The organism is Nonlabens sp. MIC269 (genome assembly GCF_001430865.1).
Taxonomy (GTDB): domain Bacteria; phylum Bacteroidota; class Bacteroidia; order Flavobacteriales; family Flavobacteriaceae; genus Nonlabens; species Nonlabens tegetincola.
Window position 1 is genome coordinate 752,807 of record NZ_CP011373.1, and the last position, 11,956, is coordinate 764,762.

General features: G+C 34.8%; 13 protein-coding genes. 6 read left to right on the forward strand and 7 right to left on the reverse strand.

Features of this window, described 5'->3' with window-relative positions; genetic code table 11:
* Positions 1-95 precede the first annotated feature (95 nt).
* Genes AAT17_RS03430 through meaB form a run of 3 tightly spaced genes read left to right on the forward strand, consistent with a single transcriptional unit; the run spans position 96 to position 1,904 of the window.
* The gene (locus AAT17_RS03430; protein ID WP_060522938.1) at positions 96-440 is read left to right on the forward strand and encodes a DUF3140 domain-containing protein; all 345 of its coding nucleotides are present in this window, start codon (positions 96-98) and stop codon (positions 438-440) included.
* 46 nt (positions 441-486) lie between these two features.
* Positions 487-888: a hypothetical protein gene (locus AAT17_RS03435; protein ID WP_060522939.1), complete on the forward strand. Its 402-nt coding sequence runs from the start codon at positions 487-489 to the stop codon at positions 886-888.
* A gap of 5 nt (positions 889-893) precedes the next feature.
* Complete coding sequence (gene meaB / locus AAT17_RS03440) at positions 894-1,904, forward strand: methylmalonyl Co-A mutase-associated GTPase MeaB (protein ID WP_060522940.1); 1,011 nt, start codon at positions 894-896, stop codon at positions 1,902-1,904.
* Here meaB and AAT17_RS03445 read toward each other — a convergent pair.
* The 7 genes from AAT17_RS03445 to argS all read right to left on the reverse strand — a co-directional run bounded on the left by AAT17_RS03445 (position 1,901) and on the right by argS (position 9,179).
* Positions 1,901-2,482: a hypothetical protein gene (locus AAT17_RS03445; RefSeq protein WP_172792941.1), complete on the reverse strand. Its 582-nt coding sequence runs from the start codon at positions 2,480-2,482 to the stop codon at positions 1,901-1,903. The two genes, meaB and AAT17_RS03445, sit on opposite strands and share 4 nt — an antisense overlap.
* 8 nt (positions 2,483-2,490) lie before the next feature.
* On the reverse strand, positions 2,491-3,117 hold the full coding sequence (locus AAT17_RS03450; protein ID WP_042279101.1) for a carbonic anhydrase family protein: 627 nt from the start codon (positions 3,115-3,117) through the stop codon (positions 2,491-2,493).
* A gap of 9 nt (positions 3,118-3,126) precedes the next feature.
* Positions 3,127-4,722 carry a SulP family inorganic anion transporter gene (locus tag AAT17_RS03455; protein ID WP_042279042.1) on the reverse strand — a complete coding sequence of 532 codons (1,596 nt, stop codon included), beginning with the start codon at positions 4,720-4,722 and terminating at the stop codon, positions 3,127-3,129.
* Between the two features lie 57 nt (positions 4,723-4,779).
* Positions 4,780-5,094, reverse strand: coding sequence for a hypothetical protein (locus AAT17_RS03460; protein ID WP_060522942.1), 315 nt, complete (start codon positions 5,092-5,094; stop codon positions 4,780-4,782).
* A gap of 113 nt (positions 5,095-5,207) precedes the next feature.
* Positions 5,208-5,702 (reverse strand): OmpH family outer membrane protein, encoded by a 495-nt coding sequence (locus AAT17_RS03465; protein ID WP_042279037.1) that lies wholly within the window; start codon positions 5,700-5,702, stop codon positions 5,208-5,210.
* A 196-nt stretch (positions 5,703-5,898) separates the two neighbouring features.
* On the reverse strand, positions 5,899-7,251 hold the full coding sequence (locus AAT17_RS03470; protein ID WP_060522943.1) for a DEAD/DEAH box helicase: 1,353 nt from the start codon (positions 7,249-7,251) through the stop codon (positions 5,899-5,901).
* Positions 7,252-7,394: 143 nt separating this feature from the next.
* Positions 7,395-9,179: an arginine--tRNA ligase gene (gene argS, locus AAT17_RS03475; RefSeq protein ID WP_060524974.1), complete on the reverse strand. Its 1,785-nt coding sequence runs from the start codon at positions 9,177-9,179 to the stop codon at positions 7,395-7,397.
* 250 nt (positions 9,180-9,429) lie between these two features.
* On the opposite strand from argS, the gene AAT17_RS03480 reads away from it, so the two are divergent.
* The 3 genes from AAT17_RS03480 to AAT17_RS03490 all read left to right on the forward strand — a co-directional run bounded on the left by AAT17_RS03480 (position 9,430) and on the right by AAT17_RS03490 (position 11,955).
* Positions 9,430-9,855: a hypothetical protein gene (locus AAT17_RS03480; protein WP_060524977.1), complete on the forward strand. Its 426-nt coding sequence runs from the start codon at positions 9,430-9,432 to the stop codon at positions 9,853-9,855.
* A 15-nt stretch (positions 9,856-9,870) separates the two neighbouring features.
* Positions 9,871-10,995, forward strand: coding sequence for a glycosyl hydrolase 53 family protein (locus tag AAT17_RS03485; protein WP_060522944.1), 1,125 nt, complete (start codon positions 9,871-9,873; stop codon positions 10,993-10,995).
* A gap of 66 nt (positions 10,996-11,061) precedes the next feature.
* The gene (locus AAT17_RS03490; protein ID WP_060522945.1) at positions 11,062-11,955 is read left to right on the forward strand and encodes an ABC transporter ATP-binding protein; all 894 of its coding nucleotides are present in this window, start codon (positions 11,062-11,064) and stop codon (positions 11,953-11,955) included.
* The last annotated feature ends 1 nt before the right edge of the window (position 11,956 follow it).

The following is an 11,956-nucleotide window of genomic DNA, read 5'->3' on the forward strand; positions in this document are numbered from 1 at the left end:
GGGATTTTTTTATTCAGTAAACCCAGTTAAAATATTCTTAGTTAACAACTTACTAACTACAAAAGGTATATTCATTTTATAGTTTTAAATAAAAAATGAGTGATAAGAGTAATGAAGAGATTTATGACGATTTCTATGATGCTGTAAACATGACTCCGAGTGAACTAGAACAATGGTTAGATACCGACAAATCAAAAAGTGTAGGTCAAGATAGTGGTGATGGAGAATCAAAAGGTCATAAGTCTGGACGTAAGATTATAAGTATCAAAAACAAGAAGAAGGACGATCTCAATCAAAATGACTACGTGCACATGAATAAAGTGATAGGATATATTCACAGGCACACAGCTCAAAAACCAGACAGCGATATAAAAGAAAGCGATTGGAGATACAGCCTTAAAAATTGGGGACACGACCCTTGTAAAGAAATGAATTGTTAAGATTGTTCAGTAATAGTAGTATTTTAGTGGTTGAAAATCTACCATTATGAAACCTCTATTACGAAATATTATAGCATTACCAGCGGGAATAATCGCTGGTGGTTTACTCAACAGCGGTATCGTCTTTATAGGTAACGCAATTTTTCCCACAGGAATCGATCCTAATGATTATGAAGCCTATGCACAAGTGATTCCTACTCTATCGATGGAATACTTTATCTTCCCATTTTTGGCGCATGCTTTAGGAACCTTGTTTGGCGCATACATTGCTTCAAAAGTTGCTGTATCATACCAACTACTTTGGTCTTTATTAATTGGTGGGTTTTTCCTAGTTGGCGGTATTACCGCTATTTCAATGTTTGGAGGACCTACCTGGTTTATGATACTAGATTTAACAATTGCCTATATACCTATGGCTTATCTAGGCTATAAATTTGCATCCAAATAACTTTTATGAGTTTAGAGCACCTTAATCCTAAATCCTGGCAACGCAGGAAAAAACCTTCCTCACAGGAAGTTTTTGAGAAATTAAGAAAAGGAGATATAAGTGCTTTAAGTAGAGCAATAACTGGTGTTGAAAGTAAAGCTAGTGAGGATTATGCTTTCGCGAAAGCGTTACTACAACAAGCACTACCCTATTCAGGAAACTCCTTTAGATTAGGAATAACTGGCGTTCCAGGAGTAGGCAAATCAACATTTATAGAGTCTCTAGGAATTCATTTAATCAAATTAGGTTTTAAGGTAGCTGTACTAGCTATCGATCCCAGTAGTAGTGTTTCCAAGGGAAGCATACTAGGAGACAAAACTAGAATGGAGCAATTGGTTAAAAGTAAATTTGCTTATATAAGACCTAGTCCAGCAGGCGAAACTCTAGGTGGCGTGGCAAGAAAAACCAGAGAAGCCATCTTGCTGTGTGAGGCGGCAGGATTTGACTTTATTATGGTAGAAACTGTTGGAGTCGGTCAAAGTGAAACTGCAGTTCACAGCATGACTGACTTTTTCCTTCTCCTTAAACTCGCAGGCGCTGGAGACGATTTACAAGGGATTAAACGAGGAATCATGGAAATGGCCGATGCTGTTATTATTAATAAAGCTGATGGTGATAATAAAAAAGCGGCTTTACATGCCAGAAGAGAGTTTCAAAATGCGTTGCATCTTATAAATCCTAAATCCCATCAATATCCAGTTAAGGTGCATTTATGTAGTGGATTGCACAATGAAGGCATTGAAGAAATTGCTCAAGAGATTGCATCATTTAGACAACATATAAATCAAAACGGTAGTTTACTGGAACGTCGTAATTCACAAGAATTATACTGGTTACATCAAACTATAGAAGACCGATTAAAAGAAGCATTCTATTCAAGATCTGAAATAGTAAATCAAATTAAAGAGATAGAAACTTCTGTTGTTAACCGTAAAATATCGGCATTTGATGCAGCCGACAGATTACTTTCTCTCTAACCGACAATTAGTATCAACAACAAGCAGGCAGCAGTAATGCTTATTGATGAAAATATAAGTTGCACCCAATTTTTGTAAATTCTAGATAGGTGCTGATTTGCAAAAAGAAAGAGAAAAACTGGTAACAACCAAAAGCTATATTGGTATTCTTGAACTATTATCTGGGCATATTCCATAGTGACTGATTGTATTTTAAAAACAAAATACAGTACTATAAAAAAATAGAATGATACTTGTGTTGCTCCATATCTCGCAAATCTTGAAATTCTTCTATCGATATGATTAATATGGGAAGTAAGCCATAGATAGACGGTAATTAGATAACCTAGACAAAAACTTAACCCAGATAAAGCATATAGTATTGAACTATCTTTATGCCTGTCTATGATAATGCCATCGTATATACGGTAATCATTATTGAAACTTAAAAAAGAATCTATATAAAAAAACAAGTAAAAACCATAAAATAGAATAAGCCCTACAACAAATCCTATCAAGATGGAAAAATAAAACCTAGTTCTACCAATACTGTGTATTGTAAAACTAGGTCTTGAATATTTAAATGTTTTTTCAAACACTGACTGTATTAATAAAAGTCTACTGAGCCTGTTGAAATGTCATACATACCACCAACTAATAAAACATCTTCATCCTCTACAAGTTCTCTGATCACCTCACTTTTTTTAAGGATGTTTTCAATCGTCATCAATACGTTTTGTTTAGCGACAGCATTTACAAAATCAATATTTTTAGAGGTACGTTGGTCTTCTTCTTTTGGCTCCTTTACAGCTTCAACTGCTGGTTCTAATTTATTAATCAATGTGGTAAGGTTACCCATACGCGCATGATCACAGGCACCTTTAATGGCACCACACGCAGTATGACCTAATACTAAAATAACTTTGGTCCCAGCAAGTTTAGTAGCAAACTCCATACTTCCCAAAATATCTTCATTAACGAAGTTTCCTGCAATTCTTACACTAAATAAATCTCCAATCCCTTGATCAAAAATATGCTCGGCGCTTACCCTACTGTCTATACAATGAAGTACGGTAGCAAATGGGAATTGTCCAGTGCTAGTTGATTGTATTTGTTCGTTGAAATTTCGTGAAATTTGTTGTTGTCCAACAAATCTTTGATTTCCTTCTTTTAATTCCTTTAAAGCGGCTTGCGGAGTCATCGCCGCTTGTGTTTCTTTATTTTGTGTAATCATCATTAATAATTAAGCTGATTGTAATTTTTTTCGTTTAAAAAACTCGATAAAACTATCGGGATTTTCTACCGTACCTCTTTGTGAGTATAGTTTTATGTAGATGTTTCTATTTTTAGCTTTTGTCCCAAAATCCTCTAAAATTTCGATAACATCGTGATCTAGATAAACTGTATTACGCACGTCTATCTCTAGGAAGGTATCTTCTGGTATGCTATCTAATTCTTTTAAAATAGTTGCTTTATTGAAGAAAGTCACTTCTTCAGCAAAAGTCATTTTTATCTTATGCTGGTTGTCCACCTCAGCTTCTTTTTTATGTAGAAAATGACTGTTCTTAAAACTTTGATATAAAGTAAATACTATTCCTATGGCCAGCCCTACTCCTACTCCTGCAAGGAAATTAAAATATAAAACTATCACAGTTGCGATAAAGGGTATAAACTGTCTCCATCCTGCTTTCCACATTGCTGCAAAAGTTTTTGGATTAGCAAGTTTATATCCTACGATTAATAATATAGCTGCAAGAACCGAATTAGGGATCATGTTAAGTATGGTAGGGATCGATATAACTGATATCAAAAGGAAGAAACCATGGATTATTGCGCTCATTTTAGTACGTCCACCACTTTGAACATTGGCACTACTGCGCACAATAACTTGAGTAATAGGTAATCCTCCTATTAAAGAAGAAAGTACGTTACCAGTTCCTTGGGCCAGTAATTCTCTGTTAGTTGGTGTTACTCGTTTTTGAGGATCTAGTTTATCAGTAGCTTCCACACACAATAAAGTTTCAAGACTAGCTACAAGTGCAATCGTAAAGGCAGTTATCCAAACTGAAAAATTACCTAAATCACTAAAATCAGGAAAAGTAAATTGACCAAAAAAGTCATCCATACTGGATGGCACAGGAACATTTACTAGGTGTTCATTGGCAATACCATATACTGTATTATCTTGAGTAAAATAATAGTATAATATTCCTACTACCACAGCTACCAAAGGCCCTTGAATTAAGTGGAACACTTTAGACTTTTTAACTAACACGTTACTCCATAACAACAAAATTGCCAATGAAATTACAGCTATTATAGTTGCACCAGGACTGATAAATTCACCAATCTTTCCTATTTCAGAAAAAGTAGTTTCTCCGTCTAATTGAAAAAACATCCAATCTCCTTGTGGATCTTTATCTAACCCGAAAAAATGTGGGATTTGTTTAGTGAAAATAATAATACCAATACCTACTAGCATCCCTTTAATCACACTACTAGGAAAGTAGTATCCTATAACACCTAGACGTACAACTCCAAAAACTATTTGGATAACACCAGCTATCACTGCTGCGGCTAGAAAGGTTTCATATCCTAATTCACTAATAGATGCGAGTACTATTGCAGCAAGCCCAGCTGCTGGACCGCTTACTCCAATTTGAGAACCACTAAGAGCTCCAACTACTATTCCTCCTATAATACCAGCTATTATTCCCGCAAAAGGCGGTGCACCGCTGGCTAGCGCTATTCCTAAACAAAGTGGTAGTGCAACAAAAAACACTACGATACTTGCAGGTAAATCTGATTTTAAATTTTGTAAATACTTGGTTGTAGACATAATACGTTTTTTTTTACATGCATGAGCATGGGTAATACTAAATAAAGGGTAGAAATATTACGCTATGACTGGCGGCGGCAATTGGATTTGCCTGATGGGAGAATCCCAATTAAATGCATTATGATGACTAATCGAGCTTTTCACCTTATAAGATGGAATCGAAATGGATAAGATCGAATAAAATAAAACTGGTAGTTGGTTTTCTTTCTCTATCTCATTAAGAGAAATCTGTTCAGAATCTAATTCGATATCAATATCATAAACTAGTTCTGATTTACTTACTTGATCCATTAAAGTAGGAATAACAGGTAATGAGATCAAAGCTAAAGCTAAGATCACCGCACCTATCATATATAGTCTTCCTAACTGCATATGGGGTAAATATAAACTATTTTTATAACTACTATTAACATATCTAATAGAACAATATAGGGCATAAAAAAAGCCACCTTAAAGGTGGCTTAGATATTTATTAATCAGATTACTTACTTCAAAGTAACACCTAATTTTGCTGCTACTGCTGGTGTAAGATTAACAGACTCATCTGCAAACAACACTGCACTTGCATTTACGACAAGTTTAAAACCTTTTTCTTTAGCAACAGCCTCTATTGCATCATTAACCCTTTCTAGAATTGGGTCTAACAATTCTTGACGTTTAAGACCTAGTGTTCTTTCTGCACTTTGAGCACTACTTTCTAATTCCTTTTGTAATGCATCTGCTTGTGAGGCATACTGTTTCATTTGTTCTTCCGTAACTCCAGGAGCACTTGCTTTATATTGTAGATCGGCCAATTTTTGTTTTGCATTTGCCTCTGCTTTTTGCAAGTCGCTGCCTAAACTTTTATTCAATTTTTGAATTTCTGCATTTGCCGCTTGCATCTCAGTCATTGAAGCTAGTAGATAATCAGAATTCACATAGGCAGTCTGTGCCATTGCCATTGAACCTATTAAAAAGAATAATAAAAATACTTTTTTCATTTGTAGTTATTTAAGGTTTGCAAGATAAACAACATGTCACACCTTGCATATTATTTCACTCAGACATTTCAATTATAATGCCGTAAATATAACCTGTTGAAAAAGTGGTTATTACGCTTTCGCGAAAGCGTAACAAGTACTCTCCTTAACATTAATTAACCTACTACTTTAATGGAAAATGGCTCAAAAGATGTCGTTATCTTTTCTTGCGACGACGATTGGCATTCTTATCACCACGTGTTTTGGGCTTTTTATACTTAGCCGCCATTTTGCGACGGTAACTACCACCTTGATTTGTTTTTTTGTTTTTATCCTTTTTTTCATGGAAAGCGGCACCACGCTCTTCTTCTTCTACTTTATTAGGATTAAAAATTTCTCTGACCTTGGGTTGTTCTTCAGGAGTTTTTTGTTTTGACACTTCAACTTCATCAGGAAAGGCAACTTCTGGAATAGAATAATCCATAAGTAGTTCAATAGCTTGTTTTGATTCTATCTCTTTTTCAGTGTAGAATAAAATAGAATTACCAGCATTTTGAGCTCTACCAGTACGTCCTATACGATGCATGTAGTTTTCAGGAAATGCAGGTACATCGATATTAATAACGTGTGAAATTCCCTCAATATCCAGTCCACGTGCCATTACATCTGTAGCTACAAGAATACGACAATCACCGTTTGTAAATGCCTCAATGGATCGCAAACGATAATTTTGTGTTTTGTTGGAATGAATAACTGCTACTTCATTACCGTAATGAGGTAGGATGACCTCATGCAACCTATCGGCACTACGTTTATTATCTACAAAAACCAGTACTTTACTATAAACCTCGTGATCACTTATAAGGTGCATGAGTAAATTTACCTTAGTATAAAAGTTAGGTACTGCTATACTTTGTTGATTTATGTTATCCAGCCTTGTTCCAGAAACTGCTACAGACACCTTGGTAGGGTTGTAAAAATAGTCCTTGATAAAGGCTTCTATTTGATCAGTCATTGTTGCAGAATACATGATATTCTGTCTTTTATTAGGTAAATGATCAAAGATATTGGTAAGTTGAAATCTAAACCCTAAATCCAACATCACATCTACCTCATCGATAACCACCTTTTTGCAATGTTTAAAACTTATAGATTGATGTACTATAAGATCATACAACCTTCCTGGAGTTGCTACTACAATATCAACACCATTTGCCAGAGCTTTCTTTTGCGTGTTAATATTAGTACCTCCATAAACTCCTTGAACCCTTAGCTTCATTTGCGCTGAATAGGATTTAATATTATCCACTACTTGCACTACTAATTCTCGGGTAGGCACGAGCACCAAGATTCTAGGATCATCGATTTGTGCATAGGGTAAAGAATTAAGTAAGGGAAGCATGTAAGCAAGAGTTTTCCCTGTACCTGTTTGGGCAATACCTATAACATCACGTCCTGATGCTACCACTGAATAGGACTTTTCCTGTATAGGAGTCATCGTTTGAAAACCTAGGTCTTCTATACTTTTACGCAGCGGTGTTCTAAGTTCTAATTCAGTAAAGGTATTCATGGTTTATTGCTTTCTAGATTGCAAAGGTAAATTAATCTATTTGACCACTATTATTTAGTCATGCAGTCAAATAGTTAATCGTAATTTATAATTCCTATTAATCAACTTTTAAATTCATTAATAGTTGGGTTTCATAGGAATATCTACATTTGTTCAGGAACATCGATTCCTAGCAGTGAACAAGCGTCCTTGATAACTAACGCTGTTTTGTAACACAACAACAGTCTAAACTGTTTTAAATCGGCATTTTCCTCTTCAACAATCTTAGGGACATTTTGATAGAAAGAATTAAATTCTCGTACTAGCTCATACGTATAATTGGCAATACTAGCCGGATTTAATTTTGTAGCAGCATGGTGGATCACATCAGGGAATTGCTCAATTGTTTTAATGATTGCAATATCCTTGTCGGTGATATCTAGATCACTATTAGCATTTAATTTAGTAGAATCAAATTGAGCCTTCTTTAAAATAGATTTAATCCTAGCATGTGCATATTGAATAAAAGGACCTGTGTTTCCTTGAAAATCAACAGACTCTTCAGGATTAAACATCATGTTCTTCACTGGGTCAATTTTAAGCATGAAGTACTTGAGAGCGCCTAGTCCTATAATTTTGAAAAGGTCTTCTTGTTCCTGTGCAGAAAGTCCATCAAGTTTACCTTGTTCAAGAGCTATTTTACGTGCAGTAGCTGTCATCTCTTCCATTAAATCATCGGCATCTACAACGGTTCCTTCACGCGACTTCATTTTACCTGATGGTAATTCAACCATTCCATAACTAAGGTGATGCAGGTTTTCGGCCCAATCATAACCCAGTTTCTTTAAGATTAAAAACAAGACTTTGAAATGATAATCTTGCTCATTTCCTACTGTATAAACCATCGCGTTTATAGGGTGATCCTTAACACGCTGAATAGCAGTACCTATATCCTGAGTCATATAAACGGCAGTACCATCACTACGTAGTACTAGCTTTTCATCCAATCCTTCATCTGATAAATCAATCCAAACTGAACCATCATCTTTCTTAAAGAAAACGCCTTTTTGCAAACCTTCTTCAATGATGTCTTTACCCAGTAAATAGGTATTACTCTCATAGTAAAGACTATCAAAGCTTACTCCTAGATTATTATAAGTCACCTCAAACCCATCATAAACCCAGCCATTCATTTTTTCCCAAAGAGCAACTGTTTCTGGATCACCAGCTTCCCATTTCCTTAGCATTTCTTGTGCTTTAAGTAAGGATGGAGCTTGTTTTTCTGCCTCTTTAGGATCTATACCTTCATTAATGAGTTGAGCTATTTCTTCCTTGTATTGTTTATCAAACTTCACATAATAATTCCCAACTAATTTATCACCTTTTAATCCTGTACTTTCTGGAGTTTCTCCATTTCCCTGTTCTTGCCAGGCAAGCATGGATTTACATATATGGATACCTCTATCGTTTATTATTTGTGTTTTATTCACACGTCTACCCGATGCTTCTAGAATTTGCGCAACACTATAACCTAATAAGTTATTTCTTATATGACCTAGGTGTAGTGGTTTATTCGTATTAGGTGAACTATATTCAACCATAATACCTGGTGAGGAATCGTCAACTGGAGTAAAACCGTACTTAGAATTACTTAGCATTTCATTGAAAGCGATAATAAAGACAGCGTTTGTCAAGGTTACATTCAAAAATCCTTTGATTACCTCGTAGCTACCGATGAGCTCGGTATTTTCTTGTAAGTACGCTCCTATTTGTTCACCTATGACTGCTGGATTACCTTTAATTTGACGCAACATTGGAAAAACCATAATGGTAAAATGGCCATTTTGATCTTTGCGAGTTAGAGTTACCTCAACTTTTTCTAGATCAACTTGAAACAACTCTTTAACTGCTGTTTTAGTAACATTTTCCAACTGATGGATCACAGACATAGTATAGTAATTTAAGCCTGCAAAGGTAGTATTTCCAAACATATAATGGAATAGAAAAAAGACTTGTGAACTAGGGTATTATAGACAAGATACTAGGGTTATTAAATATTTCTATTTAATTGTTACGCTTTCGCGAAAGCATAAAACCTCAAACATTATTTCATTCTTAAAAAAACACAGCTACCTGAATGTCTTTTAATGATATCTATTGAAAGGATTAATCAGTAAAACAGACTCAATTAAAAACAATATGCTGTATAACGTTTCCTATAATAAGCCTGAAATTCAACGTAAACTACGACAGGAAGTTGGTGTACCGCTTTCCTTAAAAGAGCGCTGGAAATTAAGAGGTTCTGGATCACCTAAACTGAACATCACAAGTTGTAGTATTCATATTCACAATCTACTCGTGCTTGACAATAATGCCAATATTTGTAATGTAGAGATACTCGAAAAAGGAATTATTGTGAGATTTAGATCGCTTTTGGAGACTTTTGCCTTACCCATTCCTTTTTATAAACTAAGTATCTATAAAGGTGAAGCCGATGTCTATTCTATTTATAGAGATAATTATTTCATTAAAGTAAAGGCTAATCATAAGAGCGTTCACAAATTTTTTCAAAAAGTATTGCAACGCAAGGAAGAGCAAGGCTACACTTTTATTGACGATTTGTAGTACTATATTTGAAACATGAAACGTATTTATTTATACTGTTTAATGATTGCGTCTTTCTCGTTTTATTCTTGTAATGAGAATGATAGTCAGGACAACTACAATGAACCCACAATCTTTTATAAAGGTGTGGACTTATCCTTTCTAGAAGAACTAGAACAATCAGGATTGCAATTTAAGGACGAGAACAATAATGTCATATCAAACAATTATGCATACTTATCTAGCAAAGGCGTTAATCTCGTAAGAATTAGATTGTGGTTAAATAATCCAAACGGATTATACGACCTAGACCATGTAAAAAGACAAGCGTTACGCGCCAAAGAAAACGGCATGGAATTTTTACTGGACTTTCACTATTCCAGCACATGGGCCGATCCAGGTTCACAGCGCTTACCCAGTAATTGGAGTAATTATAGTCATCAAGAATTAACAGTCGCAATAGAAAATTATAGTAAAAATGTTTTACAAGAATTAAACGACCAAGGTACGTTACCAAAATTTGTTCAAATAGGAAATGAGACTGATAATGGCTTTTTATGGCCTATTGGAAAGATATACGATAGTGGTAATGAGAATTGGAATAATTACATTGATCTGACAAAAGCCGCAATTAATGGTGTTAAAAGAGTATCTCCTACTTCAAAAATTATAATTCACAAGGCAGATATTGCAACTAGCGAGTACTTTTTTCAACAGCTTATAGATAGAAACGTTGAATTTGATGTTATAGGATTGAGTTATTATCCGTGGTGGCAAACTACTAATCTTGATGATATTGAACAAAAATTAGAGGAATTAGCACAAAGTTTTAATCAAGAAATATTGCTAGTAGAAACTGCCTATCCTTTTACCTTAAACTGGAATGATAATAAGAATAATATAGTAGGACTTCAAAATCAACTTATCCCAGAATACGGCGCCACACCATCAGGACAGCGTAATTATTTATTGCGCATTCGTAATACAATTAAAAACCTTCCTAAAAATAAAGGAATAGGTTTTTGTTACTGGGCACCTGACTGGGTTGCAGTAGCACCTGGTGTTTCTACTAGTACACAGGGAAGCAGTTGGGAAAATCTAGCCTTATTTAATTTTGAAAATCGTGTGACTCCTGCCATTGAAATATACGCGATTGAATAATCGTTTTGATATGTAACATATTGTGACGTTCTTGCACTAACCATTCAAATCAAAAGAACATCAATTATGTTATTAAGCCTTAAAAATGTATCTAAAACTTATAAAAACGGTGTAAAAGCACTGGATAATGTAAGTATTGATATTCACGCTGGAATGTTTGGATTACTAGGTCCTAATGGAGCTGGAAAATCTTCATTGATGCGTACTATCGCCACCTTACAAGCACCAGATGGAGGTTCTATTCATCTAGATGATTTAGATATTCTTAATAACAAAATTGAATTTAGAAAAACTCTTGGATATCTACCTCAAGAATTTGGTGTATATCCTAAAATGAGCGCTCACGATCTATTACATTATTTTGCCCAACTTAAAGGAATTTCAAACAGTTCAGAAAGAAATGCAATTGTAGACAAAGCTCTTGAAGTTACCAATTTAAGTGATGTAAGACATAAACATGTAGCTGGGTATTCTGGAGGAATGAAACAAAGGTTTGGAATTGCCCAACTTTTACTCAACGATCCTAAATTAATAATAGTTGATGAACCTACAGCTGGTCTAGATCCTGCAGAACGTCATAGATTCTTAAATGTCTTAAGAGAGATAGGAACAAATCATATTGTAATTTTTTCTACACATATTGTTGATGATGTGAAAGAATTATGTACTGATATGGCCATTTTAAATGGTGGTAAAATTCTTGCACAAAACACACCGAAAAACCTGGTTAAGGCATTATCGGGAACCATATGGAAAACCACGGTAACCAAGGATCAATTACCTACTTATGAAGCGTCTTATAATATAATTTCATCCAGTTTTGATGAAGATAGCAATCTGGTAATTAGAGTAATGAACGATACACAACCAGCTCCAGAATTTATCGCTACTGATGCGTCTTTGGAAGATGTATATTTCACAACATTAAAACAGGAACAACAAATAGAATTAAACTCATAAT